This is a genomic window from Allobosea sp. OK403 (assembly GCF_900113835.1).
In the GTDB taxonomy this organism is placed as follows: domain Bacteria; phylum Pseudomonadota; class Alphaproteobacteria; order Rhizobiales; family Beijerinckiaceae; genus Allobosea.
Genome location: NZ_FOQV01000003.1, coordinates 826,079 through 841,879, shown reverse-complemented (window position 1 = coordinate 841,879; position 15,801 = coordinate 826,079). Strand labels below are relative to the sequence as shown.

At 67.3% G+C, this 15,801-nt stretch carries 16 protein-coding genes; 2 read left to right on the top strand and 14 right to left on the bottom strand.

Annotation, left to right across the window (positions count from 1 at the left end):
• Positions 1–75: 75 nt before the first annotated feature.
• From BMZ97_RS15190 to BMZ97_RS15140, 11 genes are all read right to left on the bottom strand, one after another.
• Positions 76–1,020 carry a 2-hydroxyacid dehydrogenase gene (locus BMZ97_RS15190; protein ID WP_092170847.1) on the bottom strand — a complete coding sequence of 315 codons (945 nt, stop codon included), beginning with the start codon at positions 1,018–1,020 and terminating at the stop codon, positions 76–78.
• Positions 1,017–2,345, bottom strand: coding sequence for a thymidine phosphorylase (deoA, locus tag BMZ97_RS15185; RefSeq protein ID WP_092170843.1), 1,329 nt, complete (start codon positions 2,343–2,345; stop codon positions 1,017–1,019). The genes BMZ97_RS15190 and deoA overlap by 4 nt, the downstream gene beginning before the upstream one ends.
• A gap of 1 nt (position 2,346) precedes the next feature.
• Positions 2,347–3,105: a deoxyribose-phosphate aldolase gene (deoC, locus tag BMZ97_RS15180; protein ID WP_092170840.1), complete on the bottom strand. Its 759-nt coding sequence runs from the start codon at positions 3,103–3,105 to the stop codon at positions 2,347–2,349.
• A gap of 4 nt (positions 3,106–3,109) precedes the next feature.
• Positions 3,110–3,922, bottom strand: coding sequence for a purine-nucleoside phosphorylase (locus tag BMZ97_RS15175; RefSeq protein ID WP_092170837.1), 813 nt, complete (start codon positions 3,920–3,922; stop codon positions 3,110–3,112).
• 60 nt (positions 3,923–3,982) lie between these two features.
• The gene (locus tag BMZ97_RS15170; RefSeq protein WP_092170835.1) at positions 3,983–4,393 is read right to left on the bottom strand and encodes a cytidine deaminase; all 411 of its coding nucleotides are present in this window, start codon (positions 4,391–4,393) and stop codon (positions 3,983–3,985) included.
• A 6-nt stretch (positions 4,394–4,399) separates the two neighbouring features.
• The gene (locus tag BMZ97_RS15165; protein ID WP_092170833.1) at positions 4,400–5,374 is read right to left on the bottom strand and encodes an ABC transporter permease; all 975 of its coding nucleotides are present in this window, start codon (positions 5,372–5,374) and stop codon (positions 4,400–4,402) included.
• A gap of 166 nt (positions 5,375–5,540) precedes the next feature.
• The gene (locus BMZ97_RS15160; protein ID WP_092170830.1) at positions 5,541–6,641 is read right to left on the bottom strand and encodes an ABC transporter permease; all 1,101 of its coding nucleotides are present in this window, start codon (positions 6,639–6,641) and stop codon (positions 5,541–5,543) included.
• Positions 6,638–7,624, bottom strand: a complete 987-nt coding sequence (locus BMZ97_RS15155) for a GIY-YIG nuclease family protein (protein ID WP_092170827.1) — start codon at positions 7,622–7,624, stop codon at positions 6,638–6,640. Before BMZ97_RS15155 ends, BMZ97_RS15160 begins: the two co-directional genes overlap by 4 nt.
• Positions 7,624–9,153 carry an ABC transporter ATP-binding protein gene (locus tag BMZ97_RS15150; protein ID WP_092170825.1) on the bottom strand — a complete coding sequence of 510 codons (1,530 nt, stop codon included), beginning with the start codon at positions 9,151–9,153 and terminating at the stop codon, positions 7,624–7,626. Before BMZ97_RS15150 ends, BMZ97_RS15155 begins: the two co-directional genes overlap by 1 nt.
• 20 nt (positions 9,154–9,173) lie before the next feature.
• Positions 9,174–9,911 (bottom strand): MBL fold metallo-hydrolase, encoded by a 738-nt coding sequence (locus BMZ97_RS15145; RefSeq protein ID WP_092170822.1) that lies wholly within the window; start codon positions 9,909–9,911, stop codon positions 9,174–9,176.
• An 82-nt stretch (positions 9,912–9,993) separates the two neighbouring features.
• On the bottom strand, positions 9,994–10,935 hold the full coding sequence (locus BMZ97_RS15140; protein ID WP_244546445.1) for a BMP family lipoprotein: 942 nt from the start codon (positions 10,933–10,935) through the stop codon (positions 9,994–9,996).
• A 219-nt stretch (positions 10,936–11,154) separates the two neighbouring features.
• Between BMZ97_RS15140 and BMZ97_RS15135 the strand changes: the two genes are divergently transcribed.
• Positions 11,155–11,943, top strand: a complete 789-nt coding sequence (locus BMZ97_RS15135; RefSeq protein ID WP_092170816.1) for a HesA/MoeB/ThiF family protein — start codon at positions 11,155–11,157, stop codon at positions 11,941–11,943.
• Positions 11,944–11,965: 22 nt separating this feature from the next.
• On the opposite strand, the gene gshB is transcribed toward BMZ97_RS15135, so the two are convergent.
• The 3 genes from gshB to rsmI all read right to left on the bottom strand — a co-directional run bounded on the left by gshB (position 11,966) and on the right by rsmI (position 14,279).
• Positions 11,966–12,916, bottom strand: a complete 951-nt coding sequence (gene gshB, locus BMZ97_RS15130) for a glutathione synthase (RefSeq protein WP_092170814.1) — start codon at positions 12,914–12,916, stop codon at positions 11,966–11,968.
• A gap of 74 nt (positions 12,917–12,990) precedes the next feature.
• Positions 12,991–13,371, bottom strand: a complete 381-nt coding sequence (locus BMZ97_RS15125) for a YraN family protein (protein WP_092170811.1) — start codon at positions 13,369–13,371, stop codon at positions 12,991–12,993.
• On the bottom strand, positions 13,368–14,279 hold the full coding sequence (gene rsmI, locus BMZ97_RS15120) for a 16S rRNA (cytidine(1402)-2'-O)-methyltransferase (RefSeq protein ID WP_069689730.1): 912 nt from the start codon (positions 14,277–14,279) through the stop codon (positions 13,368–13,370). Before rsmI ends, BMZ97_RS15125 begins: the two co-directional genes overlap by 4 nt.
• Before the next feature lie 199 nt (positions 14,280–14,478).
• On the opposite strand from rsmI, the gene BMZ97_RS15115 reads away from it, so the two are divergent.
• Positions 14,479–15,711, top strand: coding sequence for a penicillin-binding protein activator (locus BMZ97_RS15115; protein WP_092170808.1), 1,233 nt, complete (start codon positions 14,479–14,481; stop codon positions 15,709–15,711).
• The last annotated feature ends 90 nt before the right edge of the window (positions 15,712–15,801 follow it).

The following is a 15,801-nucleotide window of genomic DNA, read 5'->3' as shown; positions in this document are numbered from 1 at the left end:
TAACCTCAGTCGATCATGCTCACCCGGTCGGGGTTCCGGGTTCGCTGCTCCGCAGCGCTCCGGAATGACAAGGGATCAATACCCCCGCTTCGGATCGACGACATGCTCCAGCGGCCGGCCTGCTTCCAGGCGCCGGATCTGCGCTGCGATCAGATTTGCCACCGCTTCGGGTTCCGACATCGCGGCGTTGTGCGGCGTCACCGTCACCGCCGGATGGCTCCAGAGCGGGGAGGCCGCCGGCAGCGGCTCGGTCTCGAACACATCGAGCGTCGCGCCCTTGAGCGTGCCGGCCTCCAGCGCGGCCACAATATCAGCCTCGACCTGCAAGCCGCCGCGCCCGGCGTTTATCAGGAACGGCCCGCCGAGCCGGCCATCCCTTGCGAGGCCGGCGAGCAGGGCGGCGTTGATCGTGCCCTTCGTCTCCGGCGTCAGCGGCAGCAGGCTGACGAGGATGTCGGTGCGCGCCAGGAACGCGGCCATGCCGTCCTCGCCGGCGAAGGTGGTGAGGCCCTCGACGCTCTTGAGGCTGCGGCTCCAGCTTGCCACGTCGAAACCCATGACCTGGAGCTTGCGGGCCGCATCGAGCCCGAGCTCGCCGAGCCCCATGATGCCGACACGTACCGAGCGCGCGGCGGGCTGGTGGCGGTCGTCCTCCCAGCTCTTGAGGGGCTGCTGTCGGTCATAGCGGCGCTGCTGACGCAGGATCATCAGGCAGTGCAGCACGATGTATTCGCTCATCCGCGTCGTCAGGTCGGGGTCGACGACACGCGCGATCGGCGCCTCGGGCAGGCGCTGGTCGGCGAAGAGGAAATCGACGCCGGCGCCGAGCGAGAAGATCGCGGCGAGGTTCGGCAGTCCGGCAAGGCTACCCTCGGGGTGCTTCCAGCTCGCAACGTAATGCACTGCGCGCCGATCGAAGGGCTCGCCGAGAATCACCACGGGGATGTCGGGCAGCAGCGCCTGGAAGCGGGCGCGCCAATCCTCGACATGCCAACCGGTCATGGCCAAAAGCAGACTCATGCGTGCGAACTCTCCGTGATGCGTTCCGTGACGAGCGGGCCGTGTCCGGCCTTACCCTCGCCGATGCGATAGGCCTGCCGCAAGCGGGCCTCGGCGGCAGCGAAGCCGGCTTCGCTACCTGCATGAACGATGCCGAGGGGACGGTCCGGCCCCGCCGTGTCGCCGATGCCGGCGAGATCGACGATGCCGACGCTGTGGTCGATCCGGTCTTCGGCGCGGCTGCGCCCGCCGCCGAGCGCGACGATGGCGAAGCCGACGCCGCGCGTGTCGATGGCCTGGACCGTGCCCGGCGCAACGGGAAAGACGGGCTTCACGATAGGCGCCGGCGCGAGGTACTTCTCCGGCCGTTCCAGCAGGTCCGTCGGCCCGCCCAGCGCCGCGACCATGCGCGCGAAGCGCTCTGCCGCCGCGCCCGAGGCGAAAGCGGCCTCGATCTTCGCGCGGGCCTCGGCGAGATCGCCCGCGAGCCGGCCCAGCAGCAGCATCTCTGCCGCCAGCGCCACCGTCGCCTCATGGAAGCGCGGCTCGCGCCGCCTGCCTGTCAGATGGTCGAGCGCATAGGCGACTTCGAGCGCGTTGCCGGCTGCGCTCGCCAGGGGCTCGTCCATGTCTGTCATCAGGGCCGTCGTCGGCAGGCCCGCGCCATTGGCGACGCCGACCAGCGCGTCGGCGAGTGCCCGCGCCTGGCCGTAATCGGTCAGGAAGGCGCCGGAGCCGAACTTCACATCCATAGCGAGGCCATGCAGCCCGGCGGCGAGCTTCTTCGACAGGATCGAGGAGGTCAGAAGCGGGATGGTCTCGACCGTCGCCGTCACGTCGCGGATGGCGTAGAGCCGCTTGTCGGCGGGGGCGAGATCGGCGGTCTGGCCGATGATGGCGCAGCCCTGCTCGCGCACCACCTTGCGGAACAGCGCGATATCGGGCTGCGTGACATAGCCCGGCACGGCGTCGAGCTTGTCGAGCGTGCCGCCGGTATGGCCGAGCCCGCGCCCCGAGATCATTGGTACGAAGCCGCCGCAGGCCGCGACCGCCGCCGCCAATGGCAGGCTCACAGTGTCGCCGACGCCGCCGGTCGAATGCTTGTCGAGGGCGGGGCCGGGCAGGTCGTCCCAGTTCAGCACTGTGCCGGAATCGCGCATGGCGAGCGTCAGCGCGACGCGCTCCTTCGCCGTCATGTCGCGGAAGAAGATTGCCATCGCAAAGGCGGCGGCCTGGCCCTCGCTGACCGAGCCGTCGGTGATGCCCGCGACGAACTGCCGGATGTCGGCATCCGGCAATTCAGCGCCGTCACGCTTGGCGGCGATGATCTCCTGGGTCAGCTTCATCTCAATAAGGTCCGTTGGCCTGTCCCGCCGCGCCGCCCGCGATCACGTCGACGAGCACCTGATGCAACCCGCTCGCACCGAAACGGAAGGTTTCCGGCGTCGCCCAGTCAGGCCCCATGATCGCGTCGGCAAGCGCGAGATAGCTCGCCGCATCGGACAAACTCCTGATGCCGCCGGAGGGTTTCAATCCGACGGGGCGCTTGGTCGCCCCGATGACCTGCAGCATCGTCCGAGCGGCGGGAATACTGGCCGAATGCGCCGTCTTGCCGGTCGAGGTCTTGATGAAGTCAGCCCCTGCCGCGATGGCGAGCTCGGCGGCGGCCTGGACCTGGGCGAGATCGGGATATTCGCCGGTCTCCAGGATGACCTTGAGCCGCTTGTCGCCGCAGCGCGATTTCACCAGGCTGACCATGGCGTGCGGGCTGTCGAGAAAGCCGGCGAGGAAAGCCTGCCAGGGCAGGACGAGGTCGATCTCGTCGGCGCCCTCAGTGAGCGCTTGTTCGGTCTCGCGCAGGACCGGGGCGATGGCCGTCCCGCCTTCGGGGAAATTCACCACGGTTGCGATGCGCACGGGCCCGTCGCCCAGCAAGGCGCGGGCCTGGCGGATGAAGCGCGGCCAGATGCATATGGCCGCGACCGGGCCGGGCGCGGCGACGGCGCGTGCGCACAGGCTGACCAGGCCGGCCTCGCTCGCATCTTCGGCAAGGTCCGTCAGATCGAGCAGGGCGAGCGCGCGCGCCGCAACGGATGCGTCGGACATCGGGTCAGAGCTCCGACAGGAAGCTGCGGAAGAGGCGCCGCAACCCGGTCGAGGCGGCTGTCGCGACATCGCGCGTCTCGCCATGTTGCGGTGCGCCGCCGAGCAGACCCGCCCCCATATTGGTGATGACCGAGATGGCGGCGACACGGATGCCGAAGCGCCGGGCGAGGATGACCTCGGGCACGGTCGACATGCCGACGAGGTCGGCGCCGAGCGTCTTTGCCATCCTGATCTCGGCCGGTGTCTCGAAGCTGGGACCGGTGAACCACATATAGACGCCTTCGCCGAGATTGGCGCCGGAGCTCTGGGCGGCCTTCTTCAGGCGCTGGCGCAGATGCGGATCATAGGCATCGACCATCGGCACGAAGCGGCCGTCGCCGACATCGCCGACCAGCGGATTGGGGCCGTTGAGGTTGATGTGGTCGGTGATCAGCGCGAGCCCGCCGGGCCGGAGATCGGGCTTCAGCGAGCCTGCCGCATTGGTGAGAATCAGGGGCGGTGAGCCGAAGGCGGTCAGCATGCCGAGGGGCACGCGCATCACTGCCGGGTCTCCGGTCTCGTAATAATGCGCCCGGCCCTGGAAGATCAGCACCTTCTTGCCGAACAGCGTGCCGTAGCAGAGCTGCCGGGCGTGGCCCGAGACCTCGCCCAGGGGAAAGCCGGGGACCTCCGTGAACGGAATCGTGACCATGTCGGTCATGTCGTCGGCGATGCGGCCGAGCCCGGTTCCGAGCACGAGGGCGCAGTCGATAGGGCCATCGACCCCGCGTTCGATCAGCGTTCCTGCTGCCTCGTCGAAGATTGCGTCAACAGCCATTCGTCCGCCCCCTGGCCTTCGGATTCACCCATGCGGACGAACACTCGTCGATTGCGCAAATCACTGGCGCAAATTGTCTGGTCCGAAGGAGGCTGGCAACAGCTCGGCCAGCGAAAAGCGAGCGCGAATGCCGTTTGGGCCGGCGATCGCGATCAGGGTCTCGGGCGCGGCGAATTCGCGGATGCGCTGGCGGCAACCGCCGCAGGGCGTGACCAGCGCATCGCCGTCGCCGAGCACGAGCAAAGCGCGGATGGCGCGCCCGCCACCGGCGATCATGGCCGAGATCGCGCCCGCCTCGGCGCAGACGCCGACCGGATAGGAGGCGTTCTCGACATTGCAGCCGGAATAGACCGCGCCGTCATCGGCGAGCAGGGCCGCGCCGACCTTGAAACGTGAATAGGGCGCGTAGGCCCGAGCCTGGACAGGTTGGGCTACCGCGAAAAGGGCGTCGAAATCGGGCTCGTCGGTCATCTCGGCTCAGCGTTCCTTGACATAGGGTAGGCCCGAGGCCTTTGGCGGCGTCGATTTGCCGATGAAGCCGGCGAGCAGGATCACCGTCATCAGATAGGGCAGGGCCTGGATCGCCTGCACCGGCACTTGGCCGATGCCGGGCACTATGACGCCTTGCAGCCTGATCGCAACCGCGTCGAGCAGGCCGAAGAGCAGGCAGGCGCCCAGCGCTGGCCAGGGGCGCCAATTCGCGAAGATCACGGCGGCGAGCGCAATGAAGCCCTTGCCGGCGGTCATATGCGGCAGGAAGCCGGCCGATTGCGAGACGGCGAGATAGGTTCCGCCCAGCCCGCACAGTGCTCCGCAGATGATCACCGCGCCATAGCGCAGCCCCGCGACGGAGATGCCGGCCGTGTCGACCGCCGCTGGGTTCTCGCCGACGGCCCGCAGCCGCAAGCCGAACCGCGTCCGCTTCAGCACAAGGGCAGTCAGAAGCAGGCAGCCAAAGGCGAGGTAGACCGGCGCGGCATGGCCGGAGACGACCTCGTCATAGATCGTCCCCACGACCGGCACATGTTCGCGCGCCCAGGCGCCGAGGGGCAGCGTCAGGTCGGGGAAGCGTGCCGGCCCTTCGAGCGAGGGGGTGCGTCCGCCCTGGCCGTACCAGGCATTGCCGAGGATCACGGTCAGCCCCGCCGCCAGCATGTTGATGGCGACGCCGGAGACGATCTGGTTGCCGCGCCAGGTGATCGCGGCGAAACCATGCACCAGTGCGAGCATGACGGAGGCGAGGATGCCGGCGCCAAGTCCCACCCAGGCCGAGCCTGTCGCGAAGGCGGCGACGGCCGAGGCGAAGGCGGCGATCAGCATCTTGCCCTCGAGCCCGATATCGACAATGCCGGCCCGCTCCGACCACAGCCCCGCCAATGCGGCGCAGAGCAGCGGGACCGACAACCTGACGGCGGAGTCGAGCACGACGGCGATGGTCTGGACCCATTCCATGGTCAGTCACCGCCGTATTGCTTGGGAAACACGCCGTCGTCCCGGACGCAGCGAAGCGGAGATCCGGGACCCATGCCTGAGCCTTTCCGGCACGTGTTCCGGCATGGGTCCCGGGTCTCCCTGCGGTCGCCCGGGACGACAGGCGTGTTTTCTTGCGAGATGATTGTCATGACGGACGCCCCGGCCGCAGCAGGCCTGCCACCAGCCGCCGGAACAGCCCGTCCAGCGCTCCGGCGAACAGGATGATGACGCCGCCGATGACCACCACCATGTCGCGGGTGATGCTCGGCTTGTCGAAGGAAAGCTCCGCTCCGCCCTGATAGAGCACGCCGAACAGCAGCGCCGCGAGCCCGACGCCGACCGGATGGCCGCGCCCCATCAGCGCGACCGCGATGCCGACGAAGCCATAGCCGGCGGTGAAATCGAGCAGCAGCCGGTGCTGCACGCCCATGACCTCGTTGACGGCAAGGCCGCCGGCGAGCGCGCCCGAGATCGCCATCGCGACCATGATGATCCGGGCCGGCGAGATGCCGGCATAGGCGGCCGCGCGCGGATTGGCGCCGACCGTGCGGATCGCGTAGCCCAGCCGCGAGCGATAGATCAGCGCCCAGACCGCGACGAGTGCGGCCAGTGCCAGCAGGAAGGCGCTGTTCAGCGGCGTCGCCGGCAGCTTGAGGCCGAGCGGCGCGAGCAATTCATGCATCGGCGTCAGGATCGCGTGCCGGGCGAATTCCGGTGTCTCGGCCTGCATCGAGCCGGGCTTTCCGATGACCTCGACCAGCAGGTAGACGCTGAGCGTCGCGGCAATGAAATTGAACATGATCGTGGTGATGACGACATGGCTGCCGCGCGTTGCCTGGAGCCAGCCGGGAATGAAGCCGTAGAGCGCGCCGCCGGCCGCCGCCGCGAGGATCGCCAGCGGCACGAGCAGGATGCCGGGCAGAGGCGCAAGCCAGAGACAGGCGAGCGCGACGAAAATGCCGGCGATCGTCGCCTGCCCCTCGCCGCCGATATTGAACAGTCCGGCATGGAAGGCGACCGCGACGGCAAGCCCGGTGAAGATGAAGTTCGTCGTGTAGTAGAGCGTGAAGCTGACGCCCTCGGCGCTGCCCAGCGCGCCGCGCAGCAGCAACGTCGTCGCCTCCAGCGGGCTCTCGCCGATGCCGATGACGACGAGGCCTGCGACGACGAGGGCCGCCGCTACGGATACGAGCGGAACCAGCCCTGCATCGGCCCAGCGCGGGAGGTCGATGGGGGCGGCGCTCATGCCGTGGCAGCTTCGCGAACCGAGGCGCGCTCTGCTCTCTCCGCGTATATTTCGCGAAGGGTTTTGCCGGAATGCGTATCCTTCCAGTCGTCGAGGCCCTGCATCGACCGACCGGCGATCAATGCTGCGCTTGGGCTGGCATGGTTGAAGAGGTAGTCAACTTGAAATTCGAGTCGGCTTTCTTCGGCTGCGGGAGCCAAAATGCCGTCGCGAATCAGCTCCTCGCGGCGTTTGACAAGATGTGAAGCTAGACCTTTCGTGCCGAGGCTGACCTGCGATCCTTTCAGTACAAGAATCTTTCCTTCGGTTTCGACCCCCAGCGCGCGAAGCCCGGTCTTCACGTCTCGCAGCTCGACATGAAGCGGCGCGTTTTCAAACGACCGTCCGGCGTCCGGCACGTCGTCGGCCATGCTGACCGATATGGTCGGGTCGGTTGGCGTGGCGTGAGCGCTTTCAAATTTTGCAGCGGTGGCCGCCGGCGGAACGAAGATGTCGAGTCCCGTAGCGGACAGGACCAAGAGGGCGTCATCGACAAACGATCGCAGGTACGCGGAGTCAGCCTTCGAAGCTAAATCGTACGCGCTCATTTTGGAGTTCGATAGGCGATAGCGCCCCGACTCGGCAGCTTTCTCGATCAGCATAAATTCGACAAATAGGGCGTGCGTCTTGGTAAGATGCGTATCTTTGCTGCAGATGATATAGGTTTCTGACCAAAAATCCTTATCAGGATTCTTGGAGTGCTGTTTTAGTCGAGAGCCGATATTATCGCTTTCACCGATATAGATCCTCGGCTCTCCGTCAGACAGGTCGATTCCGCGAAGAATATAAACGCCTGTGCGAGAGGATTCTTGGAGCGATAGGAATCTCGCTAGACCCTCGCGGCGAAATTTGAAGACGTGCCCGGACCAGTTTTTCAGGTCGCAGATCGTTAGACCCTCGGCCGTCCCGTCGGCCAAAAACAGTTCCATCGTCTTGCCACGCATCACGCCGCTCGCTCCGTCACGCCGGCCATCAGCAGCCCGAGATCGCGCTCGTCGGCCGTCTCCGCCGCGCGTTCGCCCGTGATCTGCCCACCGCACATGGCCAGGATCCGGTCGGACAGCGCCATCACCTCCTCCAGCTCCACCGAGACCAGCAGGATCGCGACGCCGGCATCGCGCAGCGCGATCAATCGGCGATGAATGAACTCGATCGCGCCGATATCGACGCCGCGCGTCGGCTGGCCGACGAGCAGCACCTTTGGGGCGCGCTCGATCTCGCGGGCGAGCACGATCTTCTGCTGGTTGCCGCCGGAGAACTTCGCCGTCTTCAACGCGGGATCGGGCGGGCGCACGTCATAGGCCGTAAAGGCGGCGCGCGCATGGGCTTCGATCGCTGCGGGCGACAGGAAGGGGCCGGGCCCGAAGGCGGGGTCGCCGTGATAGCCGAGGATCGCGTTCTCGGCGGCCGAGAAGGCGGTGACGAGCCCAGCCTTCTGTCGGTCCTCGGGAATATGCATCAGTCCAAGCTTGCGCAGGCGGGCGGGGTTGCGCTCGGTCGCGTCGAGGATCTGCCCGTTCAACCGGATCACGCCGCGCGAGGGCTGGATCAGCCCGGCCAGCACCTCGAGCAATTCGCTCTGGCCGTTGCCGGCGACACCGGCGATGCCGACGATCTCGCCGGCATGCAGCGTCAGGCTTGCGTCCTTGAGCGTCTCGCAGCCGCGCTCGTCGACATAGGACAGCCCGGCGATCTCCAGCACGGCCGGGCCAGGCTGGCGTGGCGCTTTCTCGACCCGCAGCAGCACGCGCCGGCCGACCATCGCCTCGGCCAGGGCGGCCGGCGAAGTCTCGGCGGTCTTGACATGTGCGACCATCTCGCCGCGCCGCATCACCGAAACCCTGTCGGTCACGTCCATGATCTCGCGCAGCTTGTGCGTGATCAGGATCACGGTCTTGCCCTGGGCCTTCAGCGCCCTGAGCAGGCAAAAGAGCTGGTCGGCTTCCGGCGGTGTCAGCACGGCAGTGGGTTCGTCGAGGATCAGGATATCGGCACCGCGATAGAGCGCCTTCAGGATCTCGACGCGTTGCTGCAGGCCGACGGAGAGATCGCCGACGATGGCGTCCGGGTCGATGACGAGGCCGTATTCCTGCGAGAGCCGCGCGAGCTCGGCCCGCGCCTTGGCAAGCCCGCCTTTCAACCATGCGCCGCCCTCGGCTCCGAGCACGACGTTCTCGACGACGGAGAGCGTCTCAACCAGCATGAAATGCTGGTGAACCATGCCGATGCCGGCCGCGATGGCCTCGCCGGGGGAGCGGATCTTGCGGGCTGTGCCCGAAACCCTGATCTCGCCGGAATCGGCCTCGTAGAAGCCGTAGAGGATCGACATCAAGGTCGATTTTCCCGCCCCGTTCTCGCCGACGATGCCGTGGATCGAGCCGGCAGCAACCTTGAGCGATACGTCCTTATTGGCCTGGACCGGGCCGAAGCGCTTCGAGATGCTGATCAGTTCGATGGCGGCGGCCGGGTTCACGGCAGAAGGTGGGGGCTTCGTCACAGCGCGATCACCATGCCGTCATGCGCCCGCTCCTCGGGCAAGGGCTCACGATGCGCGAGCATCGAGACGCCCATATGCGTCAGCACGATTCGTGCCGTCTTGAGCTCGGCCCGGTGCGAGGCGAGTGTTTCGTAGTCGAGATGGTTGGCGAGCTTGACGTCCCATGTGTAGCACTCGACCAGCAGCACATCGGCCCCGGCTGCGAGCGGGACCAGCGCCTCGGTCCAGGCCGTGTCGCCGGAAAAGGCGAAGACCTTGCCGCCATGGGCCAGCCGGTAGCCCTGGCAAGGGCCGGCGCGCTCGTCATGCACCATCGGGAAGGCGGTGACGTCGATCCCGGCGAGCGGCGCGGGGCTCTCGGGCGTGACCTCGACATAGCGGATCGGGAAGCGCCAGGCATTGGTAGCGGCCCCCGGGAAATCGGCGTCGAGCGCATGCAGCGCCCGGTGCTCGACGCCGAGCGGTCCCGCGATCACCAGCGGCTCCTTGCGGCGCGAGACGAATTGCGCGTCGAGCAGGAAGGCCGGCAGGCCGCCGAAATGGTCGCCATGGAAATGCGTGAACAGCAGCGTCGAAATGCCGTTGCGTTCGAGGCCGGCCTTGTTCAGCGCAACCAGGCTCGAGGCGCCGCAATCGAGCAGCATGCGCTCTCCGCCCGCCTCGACATGCAGGCAGCTGTTGAAGCGCCCGCCGGATCCGAAGGCGTCGCCCGAGCCGAGGATGGTGATGTTCATGGGATGTGTGCTTCGGCACGCGATCCCGGATCGCGCCGTGGTTTCCGCGCCGCGTCCGGGATGACCTTCGCTGTCGCGAAGATCACATCGTGCACTTCGAATCCGACATGTAGTCGTGCACCTTCACGGCCCCGCTGATGATGTCGGCCTTGGCCTTGTCGGCTGCGGCCTTCATCTCGGGCGTGATCAGCGCCTTGTTGGCGTCGTCGAGCGCCCAGCCGACGCCGTCCTCCTTCAGTCCCAGCACCGAGATGCCGGGCTTCCAGGTGCCGTCGCGTGCTGCCTTGAAGGAGGCATAGGCCGCTACATCGACGCGCTTCAGCATCGAGGTCAGCACCTTGCCGGGCTGCAGGCCGTTCTGGTTGGAATCGACGCCGATGCCGAGCTTGCCGGCATCGGCTGCGGCGCGCAGCACGCCGATGCCGGTGCCGCCTGCCGCGTGGTAGATCACGTCGGCGCCACGGTCGATCTGCGACTTGGCGAGTTCGCCGCCCTTGACCGGGTCGTTCCAGGCCGAGGGCGTCGAGCCGGTCATGTTCTGGAAGATCTCGGCGTCCTTCTTGGCGGCCTTGACGCCCTGGACATAGCCGCAGGCGAATTTGCGGATCAGCGGAATGTCCATGCCGCCGACGAAGCCGACCTTGTTGGTCTTCGAGGCCATGCCGGCGAGAAGCCCGACGAGATAGGAGCCTTCATGCTCCTTGAACACGATCGACTGGACGTTCGGCAATTCGACGACCATGTCGATGATGGTGAATTTCAGGTCCGGGAACTCGGCCGCGACCTTCTGCAGGGCCGTCGCCTGCGAGAAGCCGACGGCGATGATCGGCGAATTGCCGTCGCGGGCGAAGCGGCGCAGCGCCTGCTCGATCTGGGCTTCGTTGGTCGGCTCGAAATCGCGGAACTCCACGCCGGTCTCGGCCTTGAACTTCTCCGCGCCGATATAGGCGGCCTCATTGAAGGATTTGTCGAACTTGCCGCCCTTGTCATAGACGACCGCCGGCTTGATCGCTTGCTGAGACATCGCGGCCACGGCCGAAAGAGCGACGCCGGCGAGCGCGAGCGCGAGAGATTTCAACCGCATGGATCATTCCCCTGTTCGATCTTTGGGGCGGTTTTCCCGCCCTGTCTGGGCTCACGATGGCATGGCTTGGCGACGCGGCCAAGCCGGGATCGCGCCGCGATCCTGCGACCATCCTCCACGGCGATTGCAGGAGCGCCGGGATCGGCTTAACCGTAGGGGATGAGCCTGAACGATGCTGAGATCGAGCGCTATGCCCGCCATCTGGTGCTGCCGGAGATCGGCGGGCCGGGCCAGAACCGGCTGAAGAATGCCCGTGTTCTGGTCATCGGCGCGGGCGGGCTGGGTGCGCCGCTGCTGCAATATCTGGCGGCGGCGGGCATTGGCAAGATCGGCATCGTCGACGACGACATCGTCTCGCTCTCCAATCTGCAACGCCAGACCATTTTCAGCACCGCCGACATCGGCGAGCACAAGGCCGTCGTCGCGGCCGAATTCATCCGCGGGCTCAATCCCAACGTCGTGGTCGAGGAGCACGTCACCCGCATCGATCCGCACAATGCCCGCGCGCTGATCGCCTTCTACGACATCGTCGCCGAAGGCTCGGACAATTTCGCCACGCGCTATGCCGTCTCGGATGCCTGCTTCCATGAGCGGCGACCACTGGTCACTGCCGCGCTCGGCCGTTTCGACGGCTCGCTGACGACGATCCGGGCGCATGAGGCCGGCCCCGACGGCAAGCCCAACCCGACCTATCGCTGCCTCTTCCCGCAGGAGCCGCCGCCCGGCACGGTCGCGCCCTGCGCCGAGGCCGGTGTGCTGGGGGCGCTCGCGGGCGTGATGGGCTCGCTGATGGCGCTCGAGGTGGTGCGCGCCGTCACCGGCTTCGGCGAATCGCTGGTCGGCAAGCTCCTGCTCGTCGACGCCCTGACGATGCGCTTCGAGACGATGCGCTATGGCTGGGATGCGGGGAATCCGCTGAGCGGGACGGCAGTAGGCAGTGGGCAGTAGGGGAAAGGCGACTGCCGATTGCCTATTGCCGACTGCCCCTCTTGCTCTCGATCACATCCCATAGCTGCGCCGCCAGATCCGGCCCGCCGAGCTTCTTGATCGCGCGCACGCCGGTCGGCGCCGTCACATTGATCTCGGTCAGGTTGCCGCCGATCACGTCGATGCCGACGAGCAGCAGGCCGCGCTCGCGCAGCGTCGGGCCGATGGCCTCGCAGATCTCGAGTTCGCGCTTCGACAGATCGGTCGGCCTTGCCGCGCCGCCGCGCACCATATTGGCGCGCAGATCCCCCACCGCCGGCACCCGGTTGACCGCGCCCGCCGCCTTGCCGTCGATCAGGATGATGCGCTTGTCGCCTTCCGAGACCTCCTTCATGAAGCGCTGCACGACCCAGGGCTCGCGGAAGATTCCGGAGAAGAGATCGAAGAGCGAACCGAAATTCGGGTCCTCCTTGCTGGTCTTGAACACCGTCGCGCCGCCATGGCCATAAAGCGGCTTCATCACGATCTCGCCGAATTCGTCGCGGAACGCCTCGATCTCGGCCTTGTCGCGGGTGATCAGCGTCTGCGGCATCAGCTCCGGGAAATGCGTGACCAGGATCTTTTCGGGCGCGTTGCGCACCTCGGTCGGGTTGTTGACCACCAGCGTCTTGGGGTGGATGCGCTCGAGCAGATGGGTCGTCGTGACATAGGCCATGTCGAAGGGCGGATCCTGCCGCAGCAGCACGACGTCGAGCGTCGAGAGATCGATGCGCTCCTCAGTGCCCACCGTAAAATGGTCACCCTCAACATCGCGCACCGTGACCGGGTTGATCCGGGCGGTGACCTTGCCGTCGCGCAGCGAGAGCTTATCCGGCGTGTAGGTGTAGAGCGTATGTCCGCGCGCCTGCGCCTCCAGCATCAGCGCGAAGCCGGTATCGCCGGCGATTCGGACGCGCTCGATCGGGTCCATCTGGATGGCGACGTTCAGGGTCATGGAAGAGCGCTCCGATTGTGTAGCGCGCCCTTATCGACCGGCGCGCACCGCATCGGCAAGTGGGATGCCTTGCGTCACAAGACAAGCTCGAACACGCCCGGCACATGGCGCGGCCAGCGCCGGGGCGCGAGAAAGACCGCGTCGGCCCGCAAATGATGCTCCATCGCCCAGGGATTTTGTGCGAGCCATTGCCGGATTCGCGCCTCGACGAGCCGGCGCTTCTGCGGCGTGATGGCACTGAGCGCATCCTCCAGCGCGCCGCGCGCCTTGACCTCGACGAAGGCGATGGTGCGGCCGCGCTTGACGATGAGGTCGATCTCGCCGCCCTTGCCGCCGAAGCGCCGCGCCAGCAGCCGGTAGCCCTTCACGGAGAGCCAGACGATCGCCAGCCATTCCGAGCGTCTGCCGGTTGTGCCCGAGCGCTTGGCGCGAGCGCTGCGGGCAGCGTCCCTCAAGGCTCCTCGCGAGTCAGCTCGAGCGCGCGGGCGTAGATCTTGCGGCGCGGCTGACCGGTCTGCGCCGCGACCTGCGCCACCGCCTCCTTCAGCGAGACATCGGCCAGCGCGGCGCGCAGTCGTTCGTCGATGACGTCGCCTGCCGGCGCCAATTCCTCGGCCCCGGGCGGGCCGATGATGACGACGATCTCGCCGCGCGCCTCCTCCTCGCTGTCATAGTGGCTGGCGAGTTCGGCCAGCGAGCCGCGCCGGACATTCTCGTAATATTTGGTCAGTTCGCGCGCCACGGCGGCCGGCCTCGCGCCGAGCACGGCTGCGGCGTCGCCCAGCATCTCGGCGAGACGGCGCGGCGATTCGAAGAAGACCAGCGTGCCGGGAATCGCGGCGAGCTCGGTCAGGCGGCCGCGCCGCGCCGCGGCCTTGGGCGGCAGGAACCCCTCGAAGAAGAAGCGGTCGGTCGGCAGTCCCGCCAGCACCAGCGCCGCCAGTACAGCGGAGGGGCCGGGGATGCCGGTCACGGCTAAGCCTTCCGCCACGACATCGGCGACGAGCTTGTAGCCGGGGTCGGAGACCAGCGGCGTGCCCGCATCCGAGATCAAGGCGAGCCGGCCGCCTTCGCGCAGCTTCGCCAGCACCTTTGGGCGCATCAGCGCGGCGTTGTGCTCATGATAGGGCAATAGCGGCGTCGAGATGCCGTAATGCGCCAGCAGCGTCTTCGAGGTCCGGGTGTCCTCGGCGAGCACCGCATCGGCCGCCGCAAGCGTCGCCAGGGCGCGGAAGGAGATGTCGCGCAGATTGCCGATCGGCGTCGCGACGATATGCAGCCCGGGCGCGAGCGGCTCAGCCTCGGCTTTGAGCCCGAAGGCGGTGTAGCTGGGAGAGCGCGGTGTGGAGGGTTGGGTCGACATGGGTTGCACGCTGCCACAAGCGCTCGGCTTTCGCCACGGCCGCAGCCCGTGGAAAGGCCGATCGGGGCAGCGCAACTCAGAGTTAACAACTTGAAAATACCATTGCGGACTGGCAGGAAAGCCCCACGGTCGGGGGACTGCACTATCGGGCGGCTTCTCGTCGCACCGGTTCATAAGTTTTAGGTCCAGAGTTCGGCTCATGACTGGAGATCGCCCCGTGTTGCGCCCCTGGCACCTCGCTCCGATCTTGTCTCTGCGCACCCCCGCGCTGGCGGTCTTCGCCTCGCTCGCGCTCGCCGCCTGCAGCGGTGGCCCCTCCGGAATGCCGGGCTTCGATACGGGCTCTCCGGGCGCAGGCCAGGGCCAGCCGGCGAGCACCGGCCAGACGATCGGCAATGGCAAGGTCAAGGTCGGCCTCATCCTGCCGCTGACGGCGGAAGGGCAGGGCGCCGTGGTCGGCAATTCGCTGCGCAACGCGGCCGAGATGGCGCTCGCTGAATTCCCCGGTGCCGACCTGACATTGCTGGTCAAGGATGATCGCGGCACGCCTGAGGGCGCGCAGGCTGGAACCCAGGAGGCTCTGCGCGAGGGTGCGGAGCTGATCATCGGCCCGCTCTTTGCGCCCTCCGTCCAGGCTGCGGCGCAGGTTGCGCGCTCCGCCAACCGCCCGGTCATGGCCTTCTCCAGCGACAGCAATGTCGCGACGCGCGGCGTCTACCTGCTCTCCTTCCCGCCCGAGAACGACGTCAACCGCGTCATCGGCTACGCCTCGGCGCAGGGTAAGAAATCCTTCGCCGCGCTGGTGCCGGATACCGCTTACGGCAAGGTCGTCGAGGCTGCCTTCCAGCAGGCCGTCGCCGACCGCGGCGCGCGCACCGTGGCGATCGAGCGCTTTAGCGGCGACGCCAACAGCATGCGCGCGGCGGTCGGCAGGCTTGCTCCGTCGCTGCCGCAGGCCGACGCGCTGTTTGTGCCGGCGGCAGCCGACACCATGCCGGCGCTCGGCCTCGCCTTGCAGCAGGGCGGGTTCGACCCGACCAAGGTCAAGCCGCTTGGCACTGGCGTCTGGAACGACGGCGCCGTTGCGCGCGTTCCCGCGATCCAGGGCGGCTGGTTCGCCTCGCCCGATACGGCCGGCTTCAACGCCTTCGCCGGGCGCTACCAGCAGCGCTTCAACAGCGCCCCGACCCGCACCGCGACCCTGGCCTATGATGCGGTCTCACTGGCCGCCGCGCTTGCCCGCACGCAAGGTTCGCAGCGCTTCTCGGAAGCGGTGCTGACCAACGCCTCGGGCTTTGCGGGCGCCGACGGCGTCTTCCGCTTCCGCCCCGATGGCCAGAACGAGCGCGGGCTGGCGGTGCTGGAGCTTCGCAACGGCCAGATCGTCACGGTCAACGCGGCTCCGCGCGATCTCGGGCCGAAGACGCAGTAAACCTTCGCGTCATTCTCGGGCGGAGCCCTCGGGTCCGATCTTCGATCGGCCCAAGGATAAACTCCGTGGAGACCCGAGAATCTCGCGCGG